The sequence below is a fragment of the Arthrobacter sp. ISL-95 genome, assembly GCF_018613695.1.
In the GTDB taxonomy this organism is placed as follows: domain Bacteria; phylum Actinomycetota; class Actinomycetes; order Actinomycetales; family Micrococcaceae; genus Arthrobacter.
The window spans coordinates 433,740-458,013 of record NZ_JAGGPR010000003.1 but is presented as its reverse complement, the minus strand read 5'-3'; the positions used below and the strand labels follow the sequence as shown (position 1 = coordinate 458,013).

Below are 24,274 nucleotides of genomic sequence, written 5' to 3'. Positions count from 1 at the left end.
GTCATTCCCGCGAAGTGGACACGCGTCTGTAATCCCGGACAGCACCACTCCAAAAGCCGTTCCAGCCGCGGGATAAAGGGGCTTTAGTAGAAGCAGAAGATCTTTCCACCACACTTCCCACAGACGAAGGAGTCACCATGGCACCCGCCGATTTCACCACTGGTGCCCGTCCGGTCAAGGCCGCCCGGGGTACTGAGCTCACTGCCAAGTCGTGGCAGACCGAAGCACCGTTGCGCATGCTGATGAACAACTTGGATCCGGAGGTCGCCGAGCGTCCGGATGACCTGGTGGTTTACGGCGGTACGGGCCGCGCTGTCCGTTCCTGGGCCGCCTTTGATGCGATCACCCGGACCCTGGAGACCATGGAGAAGGACGAGACGCTCCTGGTCCAGTCGGGCAAGCCGGTGGGTGTGTTCCGCACTCACGAATGGGCTCCGCGTGTCCTCTTGGCGAACTCCAACCTGGTGGGGGACTGGGCTACGTGGCCTGAGTTCCGCCGCCTTGAGGCCGAGGGTCTGATGATGTACGGCCAGATGACCGCCGGGTCCTGGATCTACATCGGCACCCAGGGCATCCTTCAGGGCACTTACGAGACCTTTGCCGCGGTCGGGAACAAACTCGCTGCCGAGGGCCGTCACCCGGCGCCCGCGGCGGAGGGTTCCACCGAGGGCCCGCTGGCCGGGACCCTGACCTTGACCGGTGGTTGTGGTGGCATGGGCGGCGCCCAGCCGCTCGCGGTGACGTTGAACGACGGCGCCTGCCTGATTGTCGACGTCGACGAAACAAGGCTGCGCCGCCGCGTAGGCAAGCGCTACCTGGACGAGGTCGAAACGGATCTGGATGCTGCGATCGCCAAGGTCCAGAAGGCCAAGGACGAGCGCCGCGGCTGGTCCGTGGGTTACGTGGGTAACGCCGCTGAGGTGTTCCCGGAACTGCTGCGCCGTCACAAGGCCGGGGAAGTCACCTTTGATGTGGTCACCGACCAGACGTCCGCGCACGATCCGTTGAGCTACCTCCCCGAGGGCATCACCGTGACTGAGTGGCACACCGAGGCTGAGGCGGATCCGGAAGGGTTTACCAAGAAGTCCCAGGCTTCCATGGCCCGTCACGTCCAGGCGATGGTGGAGTTCCAGGACGCCGGCGCTGAGGTGTTCGATTACGGCAACTCCATCCGTGACGAGGCACGCAAGGGCGGGTACGAGCGGGCGTTTGAGTTCCCCGGCTTCGTCCCGGCGTATATCCGTCCCCTGTTCTGCGAGGGCCTTGGCCCGTTCCGTTGGGTTGCGCTGTCCGGAGATCCGGAAGATATTGCTGTGACCGATAAGGCAATCAAGGAGTTGTTCCCGGAGAACAAGCACCTCCACAAGTGGCTCGACGCTGCTGCGGACCGCGTGGAGTTCGAGGGCCTGCCGGCACGTATTTGCTGGCTCGGTTACGGCGAACGCGCCAAAGCCGGCCTGTTGTTCAACCAGCTCGTGAAGGAGGGCAAGGTCAAGGCCCCGATCGTGATCGGCCGTGACCACCTAGATTCGGGTTCGGTGGCGTCCCCGTACCGTGAGACCGAGTCCATGGCTGACGGCTCCGATGCCATTGCTGACTGGCCGTTGCTCAACGCGATGCTGAACACCTCCTCCGGTGCCACCTGGGTGTCCATCCACCACGGCGGCGGTGTTGGTATTGGCCGGTCCCTGCACGCCGGACAGGTTTCCGTTGCCGACGGCACGGACCTCGCGGCCGAAAAGCTCGAACGGCTTTTGACCAACGACCCCGGCATGGGCGTCATCCGCCACGTCGACGCCGGCTATGACCGCGCCGTCGAAGTCGCCAACGAACGCGGCGTCCGCATCCCCATGAACGAGAAGTAGGCAACACCATGACTATCACCTCCAACGAACAGCTCACTGTCACCCTCGGCTCCAGCGGCGTCACCCCGGAAGACGTCGTCGCCGTCGCCCGTCACGACGCCAAGGTGACCGTTTCCCAGGACGCCCTGGACAACGTGGCCAAGGTCCGTGCCCACATTGACGACCTCGCCACCAGCGATGTCCCGGCGTACGGCATTTCCACCGGCTTCGGCGCACTGGCCAACCGGCACATCCCCAACGACCTCCGTACCCAGCTGCAGAAGTCGCTGATCCGCAGCCACGCAGCCGGTATGGGCCCGGCCGTGGAACGCGAAGTGGTCCGCGGCATCATGTTCCTCCGCGCCAAGACCCTTGCCTCCGGCCGCACCGGCGTCCGTCCCGTAGTTCTGCAGACCATGGTGGACGTCCTCAACGCCGGCATCACGCCGCTGGTCCGTGAGTTCGGTTCGCTGGGTTGCTCCGGCGACCTCGCGCCGCTGTCCCACTGCGCTTTGGTCCTCATGGGCGAAGGCGAAGCAACGGGTCCCGACGGCGAACTGTACGGAACCGACGGCAAGCCGCCTGTCGCTGAGCTTCTTGCTCAGCACGGTATCGAGCCGGTCACCCTGGCCGAGAAGGAGGGCCTGGCCCTCGTCAACGGCACCGAAGGCATGCTCGGCATGCTCCTGATGGCCATCGCCGACATCAGGCTGTTGCTTGCGACGGCGGACGTCACCGCCGCGCTCAGCGTGGAGGCGCTGCTGGGTACGGACCAGGTGTTCCTGCCTGAGCTGCACGCTGCACTGCGGCCGCACCCCGGCCAGGCTGCCAGCGCGGACAACATGCTCCGCGTGCTGTCCAACTCGCCCATTGTCGCTTCCCACCGGATCAACGACACCAAGGTTCAGGACGCCTACTCGCTGCGCTGCGCGCCCCAGGTTGCAGGCGCTGTCCGCGATACCGTGGACCACGCCGCACTGGTTGCTTCCCGCGAACTCGCTGCTGCGATCGACAACCCGGTGGTCCTCCCGGACGGCCGCGTCACGTCCAACGGCAACTTCCACGGCGCCCCGGTGGCCTACGTCCTGGACTTCCTGGCCATTGCGGTGGCGGACCTCAGCTCAATCGCCGAGCGACGCACGGATCGCATGCTCGATCCCGCACGCTCGCACGGACTTCCGGCTTTCCTCGCGGGAGACCCGGGCGTCGATTCCGGCCTCATGATCGCCCAGTACACGCAGGCCGGCCTTGTCTCGGACAACAAGCGCCTGGCCGTCCCCGCGTCGGTGGACTCCATCCCGAGCTCCGCCATGCAGGAAGATCACGTATCCATGGGCTGGCACGCTGCCCGGAAGCTGCGCAAGGCCGTGGAGAACCTTCGCCGCGTGCTCGCCGTCGAGCTTGTCACCAGCGCCCGCGCTATTGACATGCGGACGCAAATGTCCGACGGCGAACTCACCCCGGGTCCCGCCGGTACGGCAGTGCTTGAGGTGCTTCGCGAAGTGGTTCAGGGCCCGGGCGCTGACCGGTTCCTGTCGCCGGAACTGGAAGCGGCTGACCGTTTGGTTGGCTCCGGCGCGGTCCGTGCGGCCGCCGAATCCGCCGTCGGGCTTTTAGCCTGACGTCGAATAAAACGCTCATTTGATGGGCAAATTTGTCACGCCCCGGTCTTTGTTCGCAACGCAATCACCGGGGCGTGGTAAATGTAGTAAAACTTATGGTGTACGTCACGTCCACAACAACGGTGTTGTGGGCTTGACGGTCAAACGTTCCAACAACTCAATACACAACAGAGAACATCCACAAAGGGGTAGAAGTTCAATGAAGGCACGCGGAGCAGTCCTGTCCAGGCGAAGCGCTCACACGGCTACGGTTACCGACTGGAAGACGCTGAAAGTTGGCGAGCGGGTGGAAGTGGTCAAATACGCCCACGTGATCGCCGCCGGCCTGATCGAAGAAGTTTCCGGCAGCGGAAACGTGGTGTGGCTTGAGCACTCCGGGCCAGGCGTGACCGAAGAAGGCAAGGAACTGTTTATGAAGTCCGACGGCGTGACTCTCCGCCGGGCATAGGCCGGGTTGGGCAGAGGTACTTGTTAAACAGAAACCGGGGCTCGTTCCCTTCCGCGGGTAGTAGATGCGGAAAGGAACGGGCCCCGGTTTTTGCGTCGCTGCCGAATGCGTTGGGGTATCAGGCAGCGAGGACTTCGCGGGTCTGACCGAAGGGAACGGATTCGTCCAGAGCCACGGTGTAGGTGCCGGGCTCGTGCCGGGTCACCAAAATGCCGCAGTTAGCGTCAGCTGCTGCGCTTTCGATCAGGGCATCCACGGCGCGGTCGAGTCCGTCGTGGATTTCGTCTGCCTTGGAAAAAGACAGACGGATTTCGCGTTCTGCAACCATTGCAGGGGTCATTGGGGGGCCTCCTATTACGTGCCGCATGCGAGGGCGACCCGTCAATCATAGTCGGCGGTCCTGAAAATATGTAAGATGACCGGCACGCGCGTGACCTGGGTCTCAAGAATGAGCCGTATCGGGAGGCGCGGCTGCGTGCCCGCGAAGGGGTTCCGGGGCCTGGATCCCATGGACGTGGTGGCGGGATTCGAACCCGCGTACGCTGCTTTGCAGGCAGCTCCCTGGCCTCTTGGGTACACCACGTGCAAACGACACTAGGAGCCTTTCTCGGGCCTGCCAAAGTTGGTGTCCCTGCCTTTCGCAGGGCTACTCAGGGTGTCACTGAGCTACGGCGTGGTGTCGCCGGGCTACGTAAAGGTTGCGCCGGGTTGCCTCCAATGACGGGTTACGTGCCCCCCTGCGCAAGATCCGCGTCAGCACGGCGCTTGGAACGCGTCCCCGCCACTTTGGAAACTCCCCATGCCACCAGCAGCGTGAGAATGGCCGCTGCCATGTGGGTGTAGAGCATGAGGTGAACCGAACCGCCGCTCGGGGCCGCTGCCTTATCCGGGCTACCGTCGGCCGGCGTATCCAAAGTGGCCTGGCTTCCGTGCAAGTGATCCAGAAAGCCATTGCCCGGGAAGTACCCTCCAAAAGCGTCGAACCCGAAGTGCAGCAACTGCTGTGTCACTCCGGAAAGAAGCAGCAGCAACAAGGGCCCATGGACCCATCGGGCAATCAGTTGGGCCGCCAAACAGCCCAGCGCGGCGAAAGCCAGGAGCACGGGTATGGCAGGTGCGCTGCCGCCGGCCACCAAGTGCGCCGCCAAGCCCAAGGCCACCGCCACCAGCCCGGTGACCCACGCCCACTTGTCCTGCACAGGCGCTGCACGCATCGTCATCCTCTCCTCCACACAGGCTATGCGGAGGAAGTTCCCGGGAACAGGCCCAGCTAAACGGGACTAATCCAGTTAGAGCCAACTAAGCGAGCAACGTGTTGATCAGTCGCGCTGCAACTTTCGCGGTTCGATTATCGATGTCGAACTCCGGATTCAGCTCGGCCACGTCCAAGTGCAGCAACTTGCCGCTCGCGGCCACTTGCCGGCAGATTGCGCTGATGACCGGCAACGGCACGCCATAAGCGGCCGGGGCGCTCACTCCGGGTGCCACCGACGCCGGCATCACGTCCAGGTCGATGGTCAGGTACAGCACATCCACGCCGGCCAGGAAATCGGCAACGAACACCTCTGCTGCTTCGGGAGTGCACAGTTCATCAAGGAGGTACTTCACGCCCAAACGCCGGGCCGTGTTGAAGAGTGTTTGTGTGTTGTTGGGCTCCGAAATTCCGACGACGGCGTACTGCAGTTCGCGTCCCGCGGCCTCTTCCGCCTTGGCCATCTGCAGGAACGGCGTGCCCGAGCTTGGAACCGGCTCGTCGCGGAGGTCAAAGTGGGCGTCCAGGTTCAGCACACCCAGTCGCTTGCCGCGAACGGCGTCGGAACCGGCAACACCAAGGTAGCTGGCAAACGCGGTCTCGTGGCCGCCGCCCAACACGACGATGAGGTTGCCGGCGTCGAGCAGTCCGGAAATTGCGAGGCCGGCGCGCTCTTGGCCCGACTCCAGTGAGTCGTCCTCCACAACCACATCACCGGCGTCGAACACGTCACGGGCAAGATGGAAAGCCAGTGGACCCAGCGCCGAACGGATGGCGGCAGGTGCTGCGGCGGCACCCACGCGGCCCTTGTTGCGCAGAACACCGGCGTCGCTGCAGAAACCAAGCACGACGGCGGGACGCGAGGCTGCTGCGGCGCCGGACACGGTGTGGGGTGCTACAGCCTGCCACCAACGGCGATGTTCCTTGCCCTCGCCGTCAAAACGACCGGTCCACGGAGTGGGGGAGACATCTACGGTGAAGGGGCTGGTTTCCATGCTTCCAGCACACCTGACGCGGGACCCAAAAACCAGCCATTCCTCCCGGCGAGTGTCTGAAATCCCGGACTGACACCCCTCTACTTGACCCCGAGCAACTCTTCCACGGTTCCAATGCCAAAGAACAGCAGGAACGCGGCCGCCACGGCCCACATCAGGGGGTGGACTTCGCGGGCGCGGCCCTGGAAGGTGCGGATCAGGACGAAGGAGATGAAGCCGGCGCCGAGGCCGTTGGCAATCGAGTACGTGAATGGCATGAGGGCGATGGTCAGGAACGCGGGAATTCCGACGCCCCAGTCCTGCCAGTCGATCTTGCCTACCTGGGAGACCATCATGAAGCCCACAACCACCAACGCCGGAGCCACTGCCTCGAACGGAACCAGGTTGATGAGCGGAGTGAAGAACATGGCCACCAGGAAGAGCACGCCGGTGACGATCGAGGCGAGCCCGGTCCGTGCGCCTTCGCCGATTCCTGCGCCGGACTCCACAAAGATCTGGTTGGAGGAAACAGATGCCCCGCCGCCCACGATCGCTCCGAGGGCATCCACCTGCAGGACGCGATCCACGTTGGGGATGTTCCCGTCCTCATCCACGGTCCCGGCCTCGTTGGCCAGGCCCACCATGGTGCCCATGGCGTCGAAGAAGATGCTGAGGAGGATCACGAACGCCAGCAAAGCTGCAGCGATGAAACCGAGGTGCTCAAAGGCGCCGAACGGATTGGCCTTGCCGAGCAGAGACAGGTCCGGGGCGCCCCATTCGGTGAGTGTGGGGGCCACCAGGGACCAGCCGCGGGGGTTGACGTTGGTGCCGTCAAAGCTCGGGCCAATATGGAGTGTGAATTCGAGAATTGCGGCCAGGGCGGTGGAAACCACGATGCCGATCAAGATGGCGCCACGCACCTTGCGGACCACCAAGGCGATGGTCAGGATCAGGCCCACTGCGAACACCAGCGTAGGCCAGCCCAGGAGCTTGCCGTCCACGCCCAAACCGAGCGGAACGGTGGTTCCGGCGGCGTCGGGGATGCGGCGCACGAAACCTGCGTTGACCAGGCCAATCAGGGCGATAAAGAGGCCAATACCCACAACGATCGCGGTCTTGAGGGCCTCCGGCACCGCCTTGAACACGGCAGTCCGGAAACCGGTCAGGACCAGGATGAGCATGGTGACGCCCGAAAGCACCACGAGCCCCATCATGTCCGGCCACGTCAGTCCGGGGTGCGATGCGACCGTAACAGCCACGAACGCGTTGACGCCCAGTCCTGTAGCCACAGCGAAGGGGTGCTTTGCCCAGGCGCCCATGAGGATGGTGAGGATGCCGGCAACGAACGCCGTGGTGGCTGCCACGGCGGTGAAGCCCAGCGACGCGCCACTTGAGTCGGGTCCGGAGAGGATCAGTGGATTCAGCACCACGATGTAGCTCATGGCGAAGAAGGTCGCGAAGCCGCCACGGATTTCCCGCGAATATGTGGATCCACGTTCGGAGATCTTGAAGTAGCGGTCGACTGCAGAACCTTGTTTCAGCATGAAGGTCTCCGGGGATCGAGGGGAGTTTGCTCTCAAATCCTATGTTGTCCGGTGCAGGCCCTCCGAACGATTCGCCTAGTCTGTAAGGAAGCCAACACTAGGAGAAACCGCCCCATGCGTACCATCCGCCCGCTTCTGGCCGCCGTCGTTGCTGCTCTTGCCTTTGCTTCCGCACTGCTGTTTTCCGCGGCGCCGGCGTCCGCGCACGACGTCGCCGAATCAACCGCGCCAGCGAACGGTGCCAGCGTGGCGGAAGTCCCGGCGTCGGTCTCCATTACATTCAACAACCGCCCGCTGGCGATCGGTTCCGGTGTCACTGTGACCGCCGGCGGCGAGAACTGGGCGGACGGTCCGGTGGAAATCATCGACAACCAGGCCGTTCAGAAGCTTCGCGATGGCGCCCCCGCCGGCGAATTTACGGTGGTATGGCGCGTGGTCAGCTCCGATTCGCACCCCATCGAGGGCACCTTCACGTTCACGGCGGCCGCAGGAAGCACGACGACGACCGGTGGTATGGCAGGTGCCTCACCAGCGGCATCGGCTTCGTCAGCTGCGGTACCCACCGCGGGCACTGCCGCGCCCGGAACGGCGGGCAACAATGAGCCGGCCGCGGACGCCTCCCAGCCTTTCCCCTGGAGCATCGTGGGGCTGGCGGTGGTGGCCGTGGGTCTCGTTGTTTATCTCGCCGTTACCGCGCGGAGAAAATTGGCGGCGTCCAACGACTCTGATGGCGATGCTCCCGCGGAATAGCGCGGTTTTCTACGTAGCTGCGAATATCTCGAATCGGTTACCGCGACACGCCAGAACCCCACTTCCCGTTACTTAAATGTGACTTCGGGGGAATCATCGCGTACGGTAGTACCTGTGCCTGTTCCACGTAGCGGGCACTTCCGGCCTGATTGCCTAGCTCTGCCGCAGTCCGGAATCCGTTCGCAGACAAACCTACGGCAGAGACGGGGAACCCAATTTAGGCCGCTTTCGAGCGCGCCTTGGGGTGAAGTCACGAAGCTTCCGCTTTAGAGCGGGGGATAGTGGCCGGGTGACTCCCATCCGAATCCGACAGCTAACCTCGCAGGCATCGGGAGAGGCTCTTTCATGTCTTCACGCATTCTTCGCGGCCGTCGTAAGGCGGACAGCGTACGTCCTAATCCGTTCATCTCCATCTCGAAGGCAGTCGCCAGCAACGCTTCAGGTGCTGGCCGTCAGGCAGCTGTTATCGCAGCAGCCTCGGGCCTCGTTTTGACCGGTTCCATTGCTGCTCACGCAGCTGAGACCCCGGTTCAGCGCGATTCCAGCCCCGCAACGGTCGCTGAGACCGTTTCCGAGGCACCCACCAAGGTTGTTACCGCCCTTTCGACGGCGACCGTCAACTTCGAGCGTCCTGCTGTTGCATCCGTAGCAGCCCCGGTCATCGAAAAGCCGGCCCCCGTTGTTGAGGCTCCCGTAGTTCAGAAGGCAGCCGTCACCACCGCTGCAACAGCCCCGGTTGCCGCCCAGTCTGCAGTCGCTGCTGCTCCTGTGGCTGCCGCACCCGCACCGGTTGCCGCCGCTCCTGTAGCTGCTGCTCCCGCCGCTGGCGGCGTCAACGCAGCCATGGTTGCTTCGGCTTACGCACAGATCGGTATCTTCCAGGACTGCACCGCCATGGTCGAAAAGGCCCTTGGCTCCGCAGGCATCCCGGTAGGCGACCTCGGCCCCATGCAGTTCATGAACTACGGCAAGGTAGTCAGCGATCCCCAGCCCGGTGACATGATCGTCCAGTCCGGCCACGTTGCTATCTACATCGGCAACGGCCAGGCCATCAGCGGTGGCATCAACGGCAACCAGACGGGCATCCACCCGATCAGCTGGTTGACCGCAACGGGTCCCCTGACCTACGTACGCGCTGGCGCATAAAGCCTCACGCTTCAGTTCAAAGGCCGGCACCTTTGAAGACTTATGTCTTCGAGGGTGCCGGCCTTTGGCGTTAAGTTCTGTTCGGAAAAGTTCAGTGCATGGCGTGCGACGGCGGATTGGGCGGCCTGCGGGGTGGCGGGGCGCGTCTGCTGCCGGAACCTGCTGCTAGGCGATGGCGATGCCGGGACCCGGTGGCAGGGCAACCTTTGAAGAAATGGCCTGGCCCACTGCCTTGGCTTGCCGTAGCACTTCCTTCGGGGATGGGGTGATGAGGTCTCCGACGCCCACCAGGTGCATTCCCACTGCCCGCATGGCCGCGGCAAGATTCTGGCCGACTGCTATGCCAAGTTCGGCAAGCATCCGCCGTAGCTGGCTATGGGCGCACCGTGTCACTACTACGTGGTCTGCCAGGAGGACGCCCTGGGCTGTGTGGACCGCCCACTGGCGGGGATTTGATTCAAGGGGACCGGATGCGTGGAGGCCGGTCCGCAGGCCAGCTGTGGTCATGCTGGCGGCTAAACCGTATCCGATTTGCCGGGAGGGGTCTGTGCCCAGGAAATCAAGGCGGACAGCACGAGTAGTGGTGCGGACGTCCAGATGATGGTTGGCGGCGTAGTTCCGCAGGTGACGGAGGATTTCGTTACGCTCCTGCATTACTGCGGGATCTGCGGTGTCGGTGCGTTTCAGCATGCCTGTATGGACAGACGGTCCTGCGGTGGACAGTGCGCCAAACCCGTCCACGACGATCGAACCCACGCCGTAGCGGCTGAGTTCGCTGGCAACTGCCAAGCCGGACAGGCCGGCTCCAATGACCACGGTGGTGGTGCGTTCCGTGCCGGAATCAGGCGTGAGTGACACTGCTTGGTTCCTCCTTGACGGTGTGTGCCTAACGGCATCGCGTGGGATCGCGTCCGAGTTCCCCAAGCGGCCGCAAATAAATGACCGGATCGTGTGTTGTGAGACACGTGCGCCGGCCATTCGGTGACTCGAACACTACCGAACTTTTTCGGCCATGGATAGCCTCTTCGGCGGCGCGTTTTGCCTGTTCGTTGGGAGCGCAATCTGGACGGACTGGAACCGAGCCCTGACCGTTATGCACATAGCCCAATGTCGTCTTGATTCGCCACTGCTGACCGACAATAGTGAGCCTTGGGAGGAGGAATTTCCGAGTTTCTCCTGTCCCGGCCATTGACAATGAAACAGTCAGGGAGTTCCACACATGGAACCTCTGGCAGAATAGCCGGAACATCAAGCAGTAGGTGGAGAGGCAGGCCCCCATGGACCAGCACGGCAGACACAATGAAGAGCCACAAGACGGCCAGGACCAGGTTGTGGAACCGGGTGGCATCGTCGTCGGAGTGGACGGTTCAGAGCATGGTCGGTGTGCTTTGGTGTGGGCCGCCCGGGAGGCGGAGCGCCGTCAACTTCCCCTGCACATTGTCACGGCTTACTCTGTGCCCATTTTCGCAGCCTCCGGCTTGGACGGTGGCTATGCAACAGTTGACGATTCCGTAATCCGCGAGGGCGCTGATGCGATCGTTCGCCAGGCGCTGGATAAGGTCTCCGGATATGCCATCGATGTTGATGCTTCAGTGGAGAACGGTGACGCAGCCGGTGTCCTGTTGGACCTTTCCGAGGAGGCCGCGCTGCTTGTCTTCGGCAGCCGGGGACGCGGTGGTTTCGTAGGGCGTCTACTTGGCTCGGTGAGCAGTGCCTTGCCCGCACACGCTAAATGCCCCACTGTGACGGTTCCGCTCTATTGCGCCGACCGTCTGGGCGAGAACACCGAGGACAAGCACATTAAGGCAGAGCACGCCAAGAGGGGACCGCGAAAGGTGGAAAACGTTGTTGCCGTAGGCGTCGACGGCTCCGAACAGGCACGCGTCGCCGTGCTCGAAGCCGCCGAGGAAGCTCAGCGCATGGGAGCGAAGCTCCGCGTTATCTGCGCCGTTCCGCAATACAGCGGTTCCTTGGCATGGGTTCCGGCGCCCTTGGACCGTGATGCACTGTTTGCCGATATCACGGTTCAGCTTGATGCGGGTGTTGCGTGGCTCAGAAGCCATTTCCCTTCGTTGGCCATTGAAACGGATCTCCGTGATGGCTCGCCGGTTGATGTTCTGGTGGAAACAAGCCGGAGCGTCGAGCTGGTGGTTCTGGGCACGCGGGGCCGCGGCGGATTCGCAGGGATGCTGTTGGGTTCAACTTCAGACGGAGTCCTGCACCATGCCAAGGGCCCTGTGCTGGTTGTTCCGGACCGGGAGGATCCGCGGCTGGCTGACCGTCAAAAGTTCGGGCCTATGCTCGGCGCTGTCTGAGTCTGCCTACTACGTCCATGCAGAGGAAGCAGCCGGGGGAGCCGTCAGAGGATCGCGGCGCTGGAATCGGCAATTCCGTTCCAGTGTTTGTCATGGACATCGCCGAAATTAGGGGAGCCATGCTTCCGGAGGTCGGTGGAAAGGCAGCTAATCTGGGCGAGTTGGCCAGTGCAGGGCTGCCCGTACCACCCGGCTTCTGCCTCACAACAGCCGCATACCGACGCGCCCTCGTGACCACCGGCTGGGAGGATGTCCTCGCCGCTTTGAAAGAGTCGAGCGCGTCCGGGTTGGATGCCTCCGGCCCGGACGTAGGTTGGCAGACCGCAAGCTTGTACGCCGCGGGCTTGGATCAGCTCAATGAGCTCGCCAGCCGTGCCCGGTCTTTGGTGCTCGACGCCGGGGTGCCGCCCGGGATCGCGGAAGCCGTGAGGTCAGCCTACGAAGAACTTGGGGACAACGTTCCCGTGGCTGTCAGGTCCTCGGCAACTGCCGAGGACTTGCCGTTCGCGAGCTTCGCCGGACAACAGGACACCTTCCTGAACGTCGTTGGAGTGGACGCGGTCCTGGAGGCAGTAAGCCGCTGCTGGGCGTCGCTTTGGACAGATCGTGCCGTGTCCTACAGGACCACCAACGGAATTGATCATGAAACCGTGGCCTTGGCCGTGGTGGTCCAGGAAATGGTGGACTCCGCTACCGCCGGCGTCATGTTTACTGCCAACCCTGTGACGGGGAATCGCCACGAGACCGTCATCGATGCCAGCCCCGGCTTGGGCGAGGCTGTGGTTTCCGGAGCCGTAAATCCGGACCACTACGTTGTGGACACGCTGCGGGGTGACATTGTGTCCAGGGCCCTGGGGGACAGGCAGCTGGAGATCCGGGCCGTTCCAGGCGGTGGGACGGAACGTCTTGAGCGGCGCCACCGGACCTTGCCCGATGATCCGGCTCCACAGCCCTGTCTCAGCAACGATCAGGTCTTGGCGCTCGCCACCTTGGGCCGGGAGGTCCAGAGGCACTACGGCGCCCCGCAGGATACTGAATGGGCCATCGACGCCGCAGGAAAACTATGGCTCACCCAAGCCCGGCCCATCACTACGCTCTACCCGCAAACCACGCGAAAGCCCGCTTCATCGGGCGAACACGCGTTCTTGAACTTCAGCCTCGCGCAGGGCCTCACCCGGCCGTTGACGCCCATGGGTTTGGCCGGTATCCGCCTCATCGCTTCATGCGTCGCCAGGACTGCTGCCTTCGATGTACCCGATCCCCGGTCCGGTCCTCCACCGTATTACGAGGCCGGCCAGCGTATCTTTTTCGATCTCACAGCGGTGCTGCGGAGCAGGGTCGGACGGGCAATCGTTCCGCGGGTTTTCGATGTCATGGAGGCCCGCTCAGCCACACTCATGCGGGGGCTCTTTGATGATCCCCGCTTCACCGTGACCACCAAAACGCCCCTGAAGCTGATTCGGCACGTGGGACCCGTTGCAGCCAAATACCGCGTTCCCCGGTCACTCGTCCGTGCCCTGTTCCGCCCTACTGCGTCCATGAAACGTGTTGAGGCGCTCTCAACGGAACTGCATCAAGCCCTTGCTGTGCCGAGGGAAGCAACGTCCCATCAGCGGCTCGGCCACGTCCAGAGAATCCTGGGCGAGGAAGTCTTCGCCACAGTGCCGCAGGTGCTCCCACTTCCTGCCCTCGGATTCGCGATGCTGGCGCTGGTGAGGCGTCTCCTGGGCGATCAAGCACCCTTCGATGAACTCCAAACCGTGATCCGCGGCCTACCCAACAACGTCACCACGGAGATGGACCTGGCGCTGTGGCGGCTCGCCTCCAAGATACGCAAAGATCCCGGCGCCGTTGCCTCCATGGCTGGCCAAACGGCAGCTGAGCTGATGAAGCAGTATCGGGCGGCCAACCTTCCGCCGATTGCTCAGTCCGGCATGGAAGAGTTTCTGCGTTCGTATGGACACAGAGCCGTCGCCGAGATCGACGTCGGAATGCCCCGCTGGTCCGATGACCCTACGCACATACTCGGTGTTGTGGCCAACTATTTGCGTCTCGCCGATGGTGCGGAGGCCCCGGATCAACAGTTCATCCGGGCTGCCCGCGACGCCGACGAACAAGTTGCCCGCTTCGTGGCCCGCGCCAGGGCGAAGAGTCCGTTGCACAAGGTGGTGGTAAAAATTGCTTTGGACCGAACACGCCGATTCGCCGGTTTGCGGGAGTTGCCCAAGTACAACCTTGTCTTGGGGCTGTCGGCCGCAAGGGAGCAGTTGCTCCTGATCGGTAGCGAGCTTGCGGCAGCACATCGGATCGAGAATGCTGAGGACGTCTTCTTTCTGGACCTCGGCGACGTCGAGATCGCCTTGGCAGGGGATGACCTGCGTGGCGTGATCACTGAGCGCCGTGCGGCCTATGAACAGGAACTCCGCCGCAGGCACATTCCCAGAGTCTTGTTGTCTGATGGGACAGAACCCGAGGCTACGGCCGGTGCGAGCGGAGGCAAACAGCGCCCTGGCACTTTGTCCGGCAGTCCGGCGTCGGCGGGTCTGGTGTCTGCACCTGCGCGGGTCATCATGGATCCGGTTGGCGCCCACTTGGAACCCGGGGAAATCCTTGTGGCGCCATCAACGGACCCTGGCTGGACGCCGCTGTTTCTCACCGCCGGGGGACTGGTCATGGAGATGGGCGGACCCAACTCCCACGGCGCCGTAGTGGCCCGTGAGTACGGCATACCTGCGGTGGTAGGCGTCCCGGATGCCACCTCGCGCATCAGCACAGGCCAGCACATCACGGTGGACGGCGCGGCCGGGACGGTCAGCACGGAAAACACTTAAGGCTGAAAGAAGGCCCTAATCCCTGAAAAAGGTCAGGCGTGCTGGTGGGATTCGTGCTCGGAGTGGCTCACTGGCTCCAACTGGAAAGTACAGTGCTCGGTGTCGAAGTGCCGGCCCAGGCAAGAGCCCAGCTGATCAAGGATGCTGTCCGCCCCCGTAGCGTTGAGGACCTCATCCTCCACCACCACATGGGCAGAGAACACGGGAACGCCGGAAGTGATGGTCCAGATGTGAATGTCATGAGCATCCACCACGCCGTCCACGGCAATGATGTGTTCCCGGATCATGTTCACATCAACACCCTTGGGCGTGGCTTCCAGAAGGACATCCACAACGTCGCGCAGCAGATGCCAGGCCCGGGGAATGATCATCAGGGCAATCAGTACGGACGCCAGCGGGTCAGCAGCACTGAAGTCCGTGGTCATGATCACCACGGCCGCCACGATGACCGCGATGGAGCCCAGTAGGTCGCCAAGGACTTCCAGGTAGGCACCTCGAACATTGAGGCTTTCCTTCTGCGCTCCCTGGAGGATCAACAAGGAAATGAGGTTGGCTATCGCGCCCAGGATGGCGGCCCATAGCATGACGTCCGTTTGGATTTCGGAGGGTTCGCCGAATCGGCGAATGGCCTCGATCATGATCACCACGGCGATCACAATCAGGATCAAAGCATTGGCCAGCGCGGCCAGCACCTCGGCCCTTTGATAGCCGTACGTTCTTTGGTCGCTCGGCGGACGGGTAGCAATCCACGCCGCCATCAGGGCGATGAACACCCCTGCCGCGTCAGAAAGCATGTGGCCGGCATCAGCCAGCAGCGCCAAGGACCCGGAGACGACGGCGCCGACCACCTGGATGCCCACCACCCCTAAGGTGATGGCCAGGACGGCGATAAGCCGCTTCCGGTGCTTGCCGGTTGCTGTGACTCCGTGGGAGTGGTTGTGGTCGTGCCCCATGCCTATAAGGCTAGCCCCAGCCGAGTTCATGCAAGCGGTCGTCGCCTATTCCGAAGTGGTGCGCGATCTCGTGCACCACCGTTATGGCCACTTCATCGATGACTTCTTGACGGGTGCTGCAGATGTTAAGGATGGGTTGACGAAAGATCGTGATCCGGTCCGGGAGGGAGCCTGCCTCCCACCAGGAGTCGCGTTCGGTCAGCGGAACTCCCTCGTAGAGCCCCAACAACACGGTGTCCGGATCTTCTCCGGGCTGTGGGGTGTAGTCGTCCTCGATGAAGATCGCAACGTTGTCCATGGCACTGGCCGCTTTGGGCGGGATCAGCTGCAGGGCATCACTGACGGCTTCCTCAAAGTCTTCGGGTGACATCTCGTAAGGCCCTGAAACATAGGCCTCATCAGCAGGCCTGTTTTCGACAGGACTGTGCACCGCGTTCCGTTCCCGTAGCGGCGAGGAAGGGCGCTCGCCGTCGGGAACGATTGGAAGGCCGGGAGGAAGATTCACGGGCATGATTCGACTTTAGTCGGCGAACGCAGCAATGGCTCCGTGTGTGATGGGAGATACTGAACTCAATCCTCCTTTTCGACAGACACAGGAACCGCATGACCGGCACCGCTTCCCTCGCACCTGAGCCCCTCGATGTCGTCGTTGTGGGTGAGGCATTGATCGACATCGTCCAGTCTGCGGACGGGCAGAAGGAGTACCCCGGCGGTTCGCCGGCAAATGTCTCCTACGGCCTTGGCCTGTTGGACGTGAAAACGGGCCTGCTGACAGCGATCGGCCGTGACGAGCGGGGTGATGCCATCGCTGCGCACTTACAACGGGCAGGCGTGGTGCTGTTGCCCGGATCCATGTCGGCAGGCAAGACCGCGACGGCCACAGCCCGGATAGCCGCCAACGGTTCCGCAGATTACACCTTCGACATCTACTGGTCCCTGGCTCCGCTCGCGTTGCCCTATGCGCCAAGAATCCTGCACACCGGCTCCATTGCCACGTTCCTGGAGCCCGGTGCGAGCGTTGTCCGGAGCTTACTGGAGCAGGCCCAGGGCGGATGCATGGTCACGTACGACCCCAACATCCGCCCCGATCTTCTGGGAAGTCAGCACGAGGCACTTTCACTGTTCGAGGAAATAGTGCCCCTGACGGACGTGGTCAAACTCAGCGGCACCGACGCCCGTTGGCTCTACCCGGGCAAGGACCTTGAGGACACGGCGAACCACCTACTGTCCCTTGGTACGGGGCTTGTTGTGGTGACCCAGGGGGTCAAGGGCTCGCTCATGGCCACCCGGCACATACAGCTCAATGTCCCGGCCGTCCCGGCGACTGTGGCGGACACCATCGGCGCCGGCGACTCCTACATGGCAGCTCTCATCATGGGGCTGCTGCTGCGTGGCAGTGACGGACTTGCGCCAACCGTGATGGAACGGATCGGTACCATTGCCTCCATGGCTGCTTCCATTGCCGTGGGCCGGTCAGGTGCCAACCCGCCCACGCACCGCGAACTCCTGATGGGCATGGCCCGCTAGCTGCGGGGCTGGCGGGTCCGGCGCCGTGTCAATCCGACGCCGATCAGGCAGATTACGCCGCCGATCAATCCCCAAATGGTGGGCACCTCTTGGAGGACAGCCCACGAAATCAAAATGGTGGTGCCCGGGACAAGGTATGTGGTGGCGGCCAGCTTTCCGGCCGAGATCAGGGATAGCGCATACGCCCACGTGGTGAAAGCGATGGCCGTGGGGAAGATGCCCAAATACACCAGTCCCAGTGTCGCGGGGAGCGGCGCCGCCTGGACTTCGGAGATCAGCTGCCCCGTCCATGGCAGGCAGCAGATCGCGCCCACCATGATGCCGAACCAGGTCGCCTGCCCTGCCGAGAACTTCCGGAGCACGGGTTTCTGCAAAATCGCGCTCACCGAGGCGAGCACAGCGGCAAGCAAGCACAACAGCACACCGGCCACGTCCGCCGTCGAGCGCTGTCCGGAACCCAACGCAATCATTGCGACGCCGCAGAAGGCCACACCGCTGCCGATCAGCAGCCAGCGCGGGAAGCCCTCCTTGAGGAAGATTCCGGCAAGAATGGCGATGAGGATCGGGGAGACGTTGATCAGCATGGCGCTGGTGCCGGCGTCGAGCATGTGTTCCGCGGCGTTCAGCGCCACGTTGTAGCCGCCGAACCACATCACTCCGTAGGCCACGATCGGTAGCCATTCCCGTCCGCTCGGCCAGACCTTCAACGTTGGCAGCACCACGATTCCAAGCACGACGGCGGCAACCGCCAACCGTCCGAGCGTCAAGGAACCGGGGGAGAAGCTTGGGCCCACTGCACGGATGCCCACGAAGGCCGAAGCCCACAGGACCACCGTGATGATGACGGCGGCGATGCCGAGTTTGCTGATGGCTGCTCCCGGCGCGGGGGTGGTGCGCGGGGACGAGTCCGGGGAGGGGTGGCCGGGTTCGGCCGGGGTGGTGGTTGTCATAGGGCAAATCTATCCGGCATGCAGCCGGGGCGGCTGGCGGTTTTCGGACGCGTCAGGACAAGATCCTGCCAATGTTCAGTGCTGGCCTCCTGGACGCCCGCTGAGGGGTGGCCTCTCGACCCTTTGGGTGCTTCTTCCCTTGAGATCCCGCCCCTCGGCGGCCATCGCTTCTGTGGCCCGGGACACTACGCAACCCTCGATTTGGGAATATCGCCATCTATGCTCTAAAGTTTTAGAGTCCAGTTCGGACGAGCGAGACACGGAAAGAACGCGTAAAGCGTCCCTTTTCTTTGCGAAATCCGAATTGAGTTCAGGCCCCCATCGTCTAGCGGCCTAGGACACCGCCCTTTCACGGCGGCGGCACGGGTTCGAATCCCGTTGGGGGTACGCAAGGAAGTGGTAAACCGGATGAATAAAGTCTGGTAAGCTAGAAGCCTTGAAAAAAACGCGGTAGAGATACTGCAAACGCAAGGCCCTGTAGCGCAGTTGGTTAGCGCGCCGCCCTGTCACGGCGGAGGTCGCGGGTTCAAGTCCCGTCAGGGTCGCTCTGAGCGCCGAAGTAATTCGGTTCTCAAGGTGACATGTCACCTAGGCTCTGTAGCTCAGTTGGTAGAGCGTTCGACTGAAAATCGAAAGGTCACCGGATCGACGCCGGTCGGAGCCACCACTGGGAAGCATCAGTTCTTCGGAACTGGTGCTTTTCTTCTTTAACGTGGTTGGCGCCGGCCGCCCTCTCCTGAAGTCAGTCCGCCATCTCCTGAAGTAGTGGGAAGAACTGAAGTGGCGGGAAGAAACTGTGACGCTTCAGAAGATCCTAACTGCGTATCCGGACGTCATAGCGCTTTAGGCGACGCCTTCCGCAACCAGGGCAGGATGATGGCTCTCGGCTCTGACTGGAAGTCACCGTGCCATCCCGGTGTTAGTGGGAGAAGTTTGCTGAGATCTCGGCGAGGGTGCGCCCCTTCGTCTCAGGCGCGAGCCATTGTGAGAGGACTGCGCCGAGTAGTGCTACGCCGGCGGCTACGACCATGCTTGGGCCCATACCGATGTTGCTGATCGCCCATGGCAGGGCGAAGGTGCCGAGTGCGGCTCCGACGCGGCTGAAGGCCGCGGCGAAGCCCATGCCGATGCCGCGCAGGTGGCCGGGGAATACCTCGGCCGGATAGACCTGGGTCATGGTGGTGTAGCCGGCATTGAAGAAGGAGAATGCGAGAAACAGGACGAGCACCAAGATCGCTGGTGCGTCCGCCCAGACTCCGATGATTAGCAGGATGCCCGCGCAAAGCCACTGCCCGGGCACGGTGAGGATTCGGCGGCCGAGCTTGTCAATCAGAAGTACGGTGGCGACAACACCCGCGGCCGCCAGTGCGGACAGGCCGACTCCACCGGCCCAGCCGCCGCCGAAGCCGAATTGCTTGAGCACTTCGTCGGCGAAGGTCGCGATCGCGAAGTACGGAGTGACCGCGCAGAACCAAAAACCTGAGGTGAAGAGGGTGGTGCGCCAGTACTGCCTCGAGAACAGCATTCCAAAGGAGGCGCCCTTGATTTTGGTCCTACTCTGCGCGGCCTGGGCCTCCTGGATCATCCTCAGATCCATCTCCTCGGTGATGCTCTTGTGCATCTGGGGCGATTCGACGTATCGGCGTGCAATCGCTAGTGCTTCCTCATGCCGTCCCTTCGTAATGAGCCAGCTCGGCGATTCGGGGAGGCCCAAACGGGCGAGGAACAGGACGAATGCCAGTATCGTGCTCGTGCCGATTACGAGGCGCCATGGGGTGCAGGCGTCGTGCAGGAGCGTGCCGATGATGAATGCCACCATGAAACCGACGTACCAAGCGATCAGAGTCAGCCCGAGCAATCGCCCGCGGAGTTTTGGAGGGGAGAACTCTGATAGCAATGGCCCACCGATTGAGTACTCGCCGCCGATCGCGACGCCCATGAAGAACCGGATGGCGGCCAGCTGGATCACGGCCCCGTCTCCGGAGGTTACGAAGAACTGGGCCCCTGAGGCGACCAGGAACAGGCCCATGTCCACGAGAAACATGGGCTTACGTCCGAACTTGTCAGTAGCCCAGCCGGCCAGCGGGGAGCCGACGAAGATACCAACCAGTGGACCCGCAGCGATCATGCCCAGAGATAGTGCGTCGAGCTGAAGCTCTGACCGCATGGGTCCGGTGATGGGGCCGATGATTCCGAGGATGTAGCCGTCAAGGAACATTCCACCGATGAAGACAGCGACAAGCCGCACCATGAAGAGGCGTTTGAACTTGGAGCTGGTCTCTTTTGATATGGAGGTGTCGACGGAGGCCGTCGTCCTGGTCGGATGGATCATTGAGGTTTGTTCCCTTCTGGCTTCAGCGCAGACCGCTGACGGCACCAGAGCGCCGTTTCATAGACGGCCGGACAGCCGCAGCCCTTAGCCGCCGGTGGACGATGCCGAGTGGCTCGATGCCAACCGATATGTCACGCAGAATTCGCGAACTGTTTTCGGCGTCGTCATGTATCACTGCTGTCCGGGATTCCCGGGCCCCCGCCGATCCATCGAGCTCAAACCTGGAGTCGGGGTCAGCGAGGTGTGACATATAACTCATATATCAGTACTCTAAGGGTCCGATACGTCCCGGTCAAGAGCACGACAAGTAATTTGTTTTCTCAAACCGGAGTGGTTGAGGGCTGCTGAGTTGGTCTCAGGTCGAAGTGTCGGTAAACGGCGGCGGTCCGATGATCTGGATACCGCCGTTGACCCTGCCAGACTCGCGAATCAGGTCGAAATCCACATCCCCTCCCTCTCCGTCGGGCCCGAGCGACTCGCTGGCACCGTCGTAGAAGGCCTGAGCGCTCCCTGGGGTGTGAAGACATAGAACGCGGGTTCCGTCCTGAAGGACTTTGAACGCGTGGGGAACTCCGCGCAGTGCAATCGTTACACCGCCAGCAGGGACCTGGTACTCCGTTCCGTCCATGTGCATCAGGATTTCCCCCGACAGGACATACATGGTTTCGTCGGACTCTGGATGGGTGTGCAGAGGCGTGACCTTGTTCAGGGTCATCTCATCCTCAAAGAGAAGGAATGCCCCACCGGTCTCATCCTCGGTCGCCTTCCAAGTGTGCACTCCTCCACCGAAGAACCAGCGCCGCGCTCCTTCTCCTGGCTGCCGGACGATAGCTGCTGCGGTCTTGTTCGTCTCCATAATGTTCGCCTCGATGCGTAGTAGAAGACTTATGGGACTTATGTCCCATAACAAGACTCATGTACCATGAGTGGCATGTCAAGGGGTTATATCGAGGTCGGACGGACGGGGCAGAAGCGGCGCACACTGGACGCCCTTGTTGATGCTGCCCGAACCCTCGTTGGATCTGGAATTTCGCCTACAGTCGATGACGCAGCGCAGGCCGCCGGGATCGCGCGGAGTACCGCCTACCGGTACTTTCCGAGCCAGCGGGAACTTCTGGCCGCCGCGCACCCCGAAACCGCCCGGACATCGCTCTTGCCAACGCCGGAACCGCAAGACGTAGCAGAACGACTTGACGCCGTGGTCTGTGAGTTCATCAGAATCGTCGTCGAGACCGAATCGCAACAGCGCACCATGCTGAGGCTTTCGCTGGAGCCAACCAGAAATGAAGACAACGGTCTTCCCCTCCGCCAGGGACGAGCCATCCCCTGGATCACCGAAGCCTTGTCGCCGCTTCAAGGGACCATGGCGGCGACCGAGATTCGCAAGTTGGCCTTGGCGGTCCGAAGCGCCATTGGCATCGAGTCTCTGGTCTGGCTTACCGATATTGGCGGTCTAAGCCGCCAAGAGGCGACTGCCTCGATGCGATGGACTGCCAGCGCCCTGTTGGCCCACGCCCGGACGCATGGCCCCGCAGGCTACGAACACTCTTCCGATGGAGAACCCCCGCGGTAGCTCACGCGCGCATGGGCAACAGGAACGGTACGTAAAACCTTCCAATAAAAAAGCTATTGACGCGTTCAATTCGCCATGACACCATGATGAGCACAGGTTGATACCGGTATCAACTTGTTCCAACACCCCAAAGTTGTCATTCGAAAGGACCATCCGTGCTTGGCTTCAAAGAAGAGGAATTCCTCACGCAGACCCGCAGTGCACTGGCCCTGCAGAGTCAGATCGAATCGGTGGTTGACTCCATCCAGCAGCGGGAACTGACCAACCTGTTCCTCATCGGCGCCGGCGGAACCTACGCCGCGATGCTCCCGTACGAGCACTTCATCCGGTCCCGTTCCACCCTCCCTGTCCGCGCATCCATCGGCAAGGAACTCATGCTGACGGAGGATCCCACGTTCGGCCCCGGCTCGGTGGCCGTCTTCGCCTCCGTGTCAGGCACCACGGAAGACGTCATCGAGGCCATCGAGTTCGCCAAGGCAAAGGGCGCCTACACCATCGGGTTCACAGGGTTCGGAGATAGCCCGTTCGCCAAAGCCCTCGATGTCGCGTTGGTCACCGAACCCAAAACCTGGCCCTTTGACATCCCCATGATTCTTTTGAGCACCCGCCTGCTCGCCGCCCGGGGCGAATTTGAAGGGTATGAAGAGCTGGCAGCCGAGCTCCAGACCGTCCCCGAAAGCTTGGTGGGCGTCGCACGGCAAGCGGAATCAGTGGCGGAAGCGTTTGCCGAGAAGAACAAGGACGCTGACTACCACTTCCTGGTGGGCACCGGAAACCTGTGGGGCCTGACTTACCTCTATTCCATGTGCATCTTGGAAGAGATGCAGTGGCTCCGGACCACGCGGGTGCACGGTGCAGAGTTCTTCCACGGCTCCTTGGAACTCATCGAGGAAGACACCAGCCTCATGTTGCTGATAGGCGAGGACGAGACGCGTCCGCTGATGGATCGCGTGGCTAAGTTCGCCGAAAACTACAACAAGAACACCACCTTGCTGGACAGCAAGGACTATGAACTGCCGGGCGTCAGCCCTCGTTTCCGCGCACTCCTGTCCCCGCTGATTCTGGACACCGTCCTCGACAGGTTCAGCAAGCACCTCGAGCGCGTCCGCAACCACTCGCTGGATCTGCGCCGCTACTACCGGGTGGTCGAATACTGACCGACACCACGCCCGCAAAGGCATAAGGCCGCGCTGCGGGCCCGGCTCTGCCGGGCCCGCAGATTCGAGACAGGAAGAGCATGAAAGTAATCGGGTTCGGGGACAACATTGTGGACCGTTTTCTCGACCGCAAAGTGATGTACCCCGGGGGAAACTGCGTTAATGTCGCGGTATTTGCCCGTCGGCTGGGCGTCGAGTCCGCTTATCTCGGCGTTTTCGGCTCGGATCCCTTGGGCGCCTTTGTCCGCGATGCCATTGATGCGGAGGACGTGGACACCAGCAAGTGCATCATCCGCGACGGCCTCAACGGGGTCACTGAAATCAAGGTAGTGGACGGTGACCGGGTCTTCCTGGGATGGAATGAAGGGGGCGTCACCACAAGTGATCCCTTCACGTTGGAGGAGAAACACCTCACGTACCTGGCCTCGGCCGATCTGGTGCATTCGAGCGTCTATTCTGCGTCGGAGGGCCAGCTGCCTGCCCTCCGAAGCACTGGGGCCTTGGTCAGCTTCGACTACTCGTCGGAGCCTGAACGTCGAACAGATTCCTATTTGATGCAGACGGCTCCCTATGTGGACCTGGCACTCTTGTCGTGCGGAAACATGACGCTTACCGCCGTCGAGCATGACCTCAGGCGCGTACATGCGTCGGGCGTTTCGCTCGCGGTGGGGACGCGCGGCCAGTCAGGGGCAGTGATGTACGACGGCGATCGCTTCCTCACGCAGGCAGCGGCACCTACCGATCCGCGGAGGTTTGCGGACACGATGGGTTGCGGCGATGCCTTCCTGGCCGGACTCGTGGTCAGTTTGCTTGGCTCCGGTTGGAGCCGAACGTCCAGGCCGCCGGCCGATGCTTTGCAGAGAGCGTTGGCCCGAGGATCCGAGTATGCCGCGGCGCAGTGCTATGTGGAGGGTGCCTTCGGCTACGGCCGGGCCGTCGAGGTAGCAACTAGCCGTCGAGGGAGCTACTAGCCGTCGGGTGAGCTACTAGGATCTGATGCAGAGACAAATCAACGGAAGGAACCGCAGACGCGGATTCCACAACTGAAGGGGGCCG

At 62.4% G+C, this 24,274-nt stretch carries 21 protein-coding genes, 4 tRNA genes and 1 riboswitch; of the genes, 14 read left to right on the top strand and 11 right to left on the bottom strand.

The genetic code is table 11. The features are described from left to right. The first annotated feature begins 137 nt into the window (after window positions 1–137). The 3 genes from J7I86_RS04430 (at window position 138) to J7I86_RS04420 (ending at window position 3,914) form a co-directional block, all read left to right on the top strand. Window positions 138–1,865 (top strand): urocanate hydratase, encoded by a 1,728-nt coding sequence (locus J7I86_RS04430; RefSeq protein WP_214816013.1) that lies wholly within the window; start codon window positions 138–140, stop codon window positions 1,863–1,865. Between the two features lie 8 nt (window positions 1,866–1,873). Beyond that, window positions 1,874–3,466, top strand: a complete 1,593-nt coding sequence (gene hutH, locus J7I86_RS04425; RefSeq protein WP_214816010.1) for a histidine ammonia-lyase — start codon at window positions 1,874–1,876, stop codon at window positions 3,464–3,466. Between the two features lie 199 nt (window positions 3,467–3,665). Next, window positions 3,666–3,914 (top strand): hypothetical protein, encoded by a 249-nt coding sequence (locus tag J7I86_RS04420; protein WP_214816007.1) that lies wholly within the window; start codon window positions 3,666–3,668, stop codon window positions 3,912–3,914. Window positions 3,915–4,032: 118 nt separating this feature from the next. Here the strand turns inward: J7I86_RS04420 and J7I86_RS04415 are convergent, their stop codons facing one another. The 5 genes from J7I86_RS04415 to J7I86_RS04395 all read right to left on the bottom strand — a co-directional run bounded on the left by J7I86_RS04415 (window position 4,033) and on the right by J7I86_RS04395 (window position 7,684). Then, window positions 4,033–4,254 carry a hypothetical protein gene (locus tag J7I86_RS04415; RefSeq protein ID WP_214816004.1) on the bottom strand — a complete coding sequence of 74 codons (222 nt, stop codon included), beginning with the start codon at window positions 4,252–4,254 and terminating at the stop codon, window positions 4,033–4,035. 169 nt (window positions 4,255–4,423) lie between these two features. Next, window positions 4,424–4,497 (bottom strand) — tRNA-Cys (locus J7I86_RS04410). A 142-nt stretch (window positions 4,498–4,639) separates the two neighbouring features. After that, window positions 4,640–5,134: a hypothetical protein gene (locus J7I86_RS04405; RefSeq protein WP_286179289.1), complete on the bottom strand. Its 495-nt coding sequence runs from the start codon at window positions 5,132–5,134 to the stop codon at window positions 4,640–4,642. Between the two features lie 79 nt (window positions 5,135–5,213). After that, window positions 5,214–6,161, bottom strand: coding sequence for a formimidoylglutamase (gene hutG, locus J7I86_RS04400; protein WP_214816001.1), 948 nt, complete (start codon window positions 6,159–6,161; stop codon window positions 5,214–5,216). Between the two features lie 80 nt (window positions 6,162–6,241). Continuing rightward, window positions 6,242–7,684, bottom strand: coding sequence for an NCS2 family permease (locus J7I86_RS04395; protein WP_214815998.1), 1,443 nt, complete (start codon window positions 7,682–7,684; stop codon window positions 6,242–6,244). A gap of 114 nt (window positions 7,685–7,798) precedes the next feature. On the opposite strand from J7I86_RS04395, the gene J7I86_RS04390 reads away from it, so the two are divergent. Both J7I86_RS04390 and J7I86_RS04385 read left to right on the top strand, forming a co-directional pair. Continuing rightward, on the top strand, window positions 7,799–8,434 hold the full coding sequence (locus tag J7I86_RS04390; protein ID WP_214815995.1) for a copper resistance CopC family protein: 636 nt from the start codon (window positions 7,799–7,801) through the stop codon (window positions 8,432–8,434). 150 nt (window positions 8,435–8,584) lie between these two features. Next, window positions 8,585–8,776, top strand: a riboswitch (cyclic di-AMP (ydaO/yuaA leader). Window positions 8,777–8,779: 3 nt separating this feature from the next. Further along, window positions 8,780–9,580, top strand: a complete 801-nt coding sequence (locus J7I86_RS04385; RefSeq protein WP_214815992.1) for an NlpC/P60 family protein — start codon at window positions 8,780–8,782, stop codon at window positions 9,578–9,580. 165 nt (window positions 9,581–9,745) lie between these two features. On the opposite strand, the gene J7I86_RS04380 is transcribed toward J7I86_RS04385, so the two are convergent. Beyond that, window positions 9,746–10,438, bottom strand: a complete 693-nt coding sequence (locus J7I86_RS04380) for an FAD-binding protein (protein WP_214815989.1) — start codon at window positions 10,436–10,438, stop codon at window positions 9,746–9,748. A 419-nt stretch (window positions 10,439–10,857) separates the two neighbouring features. Between J7I86_RS04380 and J7I86_RS04375 the strand changes: the two genes are divergently transcribed. Together J7I86_RS04375 and J7I86_RS04370 are read left to right on the top strand one after the other, a co-directional pair. Beyond that, window positions 10,858–11,895, top strand: a complete 1,038-nt coding sequence (locus J7I86_RS04375; protein ID WP_214815987.1) for a universal stress protein — start codon at window positions 10,858–10,860, stop codon at window positions 11,893–11,895. Between the two features lie 17 nt (window positions 11,896–11,912). After that, complete coding sequence (locus J7I86_RS04370; protein WP_214815984.1) at window positions 11,913–14,726, top strand: PEP/pyruvate-binding domain-containing protein; 2,814 nt, start codon at window positions 11,913–11,915, stop codon at window positions 14,724–14,726. Between the two features lie 32 nt (window positions 14,727–14,758). On the opposite strand, the gene J7I86_RS04365 is transcribed toward J7I86_RS04370, so the two are convergent. Both J7I86_RS04365 and J7I86_RS04360 read right to left on the bottom strand, forming a co-directional pair. Beyond that, window positions 14,759–15,679 (bottom strand): cation diffusion facilitator family transporter, encoded by a 921-nt coding sequence (locus J7I86_RS04365; RefSeq protein ID WP_214815981.1) that lies wholly within the window; start codon window positions 15,677–15,679, stop codon window positions 14,759–14,761. A 10-nt stretch (window positions 15,680–15,689) separates the two neighbouring features. Then, on the bottom strand, window positions 15,690–16,190 hold the full coding sequence (locus tag J7I86_RS04360) for a metallopeptidase family protein (protein WP_214815978.1): 501 nt from the start codon (window positions 16,188–16,190) through the stop codon (window positions 15,690–15,692). Between the two features lie 92 nt (window positions 16,191–16,282). On the opposite strand from J7I86_RS04360, the gene J7I86_RS04355 reads away from it, so the two are divergent. Beyond that, the gene (locus J7I86_RS04355) at window positions 16,283–17,206 is read left to right on the top strand and encodes a carbohydrate kinase (RefSeq protein ID WP_214815976.1); all 924 of its coding nucleotides are present in this window, start codon (window positions 16,283–16,285) and stop codon (window positions 17,204–17,206) included. Here the strand turns inward: J7I86_RS04355 and J7I86_RS04350 are convergent. Beyond that, window positions 17,203–18,156 (bottom strand): DMT family transporter, encoded by a 954-nt coding sequence (locus J7I86_RS04350; RefSeq protein ID WP_214815973.1) that lies wholly within the window; start codon window positions 18,154–18,156, stop codon window positions 17,203–17,205. The two genes, J7I86_RS04355 and J7I86_RS04350, sit on opposite strands and share 4 nt — an antisense overlap. A gap of 314 nt (window positions 18,157–18,470) precedes the next feature. Here J7I86_RS04350 and J7I86_RS04345 point away from each other — a divergent pair. The 3 genes from J7I86_RS04345 to J7I86_RS04335 all read left to right on the top strand — a co-directional run bounded on the left by J7I86_RS04345 (window position 18,471) and on the right by J7I86_RS04335 (window position 18,823). Next, a tRNA-Glu gene (locus tag J7I86_RS04345) sits at window positions 18,471–18,543 on the top strand. Window positions 18,544–18,627: 84 nt separating this feature from the next. Further along, window positions 18,628–18,701: transfer RNA gene (locus J7I86_RS04340), tRNA-Asp, on the top strand. Window positions 18,702–18,747: 46 nt separating this feature from the next. Further along, window positions 18,748–18,823 (top strand) — tRNA-Phe (locus J7I86_RS04335). Window positions 18,824–19,075: 252 nt separating this feature from the next. Here the strand turns inward: J7I86_RS04335 and J7I86_RS04330 are convergent. After that, window positions 19,076–20,488 carry an MFS transporter gene (locus J7I86_RS04330; protein ID WP_214815970.1) on the bottom strand — a complete coding sequence of 471 codons (1,413 nt, stop codon included), beginning with the start codon at window positions 20,486–20,488 and terminating at the stop codon, window positions 19,076–19,078. Between the two features lie 355 nt (window positions 20,489–20,843). Next, window positions 20,844–21,344, bottom strand: coding sequence for a cupin domain-containing protein (locus tag J7I86_RS04325; protein ID WP_214815967.1), 501 nt, complete (start codon window positions 21,342–21,344; stop codon window positions 20,844–20,846). Window positions 21,345–21,419: 75 nt separating this feature from the next. Between J7I86_RS04325 and J7I86_RS04320 the strand changes: the two genes are divergently transcribed. The 3 genes from J7I86_RS04320 (at window position 21,420) to J7I86_RS04310 (ending at window position 24,189) form a co-directional block, all read left to right on the top strand. Next, window positions 21,420–22,061 (top strand): TetR/AcrR family transcriptional regulator, encoded by a 642-nt coding sequence (locus J7I86_RS04320; protein ID WP_286179288.1) that lies wholly within the window; start codon window positions 21,420–21,422, stop codon window positions 22,059–22,061. 155 nt (window positions 22,062–22,216) lie between these two features. Further along, window positions 22,217–23,218: an SIS domain-containing protein gene (locus J7I86_RS04315; RefSeq protein ID WP_214815961.1), complete on the top strand. Its 1,002-nt coding sequence runs from the start codon at window positions 22,217–22,219 to the stop codon at window positions 23,216–23,218. 80 nt (window positions 23,219–23,298) lie between these two features. Further along, the gene (locus J7I86_RS04310; RefSeq protein ID WP_214815958.1) at window positions 23,299–24,189 is read left to right on the top strand and encodes a PfkB family carbohydrate kinase; all 891 of its coding nucleotides are present in this window, start codon (window positions 23,299–23,301) and stop codon (window positions 24,187–24,189) included. The last annotated feature ends 85 nt before the right edge of the window (window positions 24,190–24,274 follow it).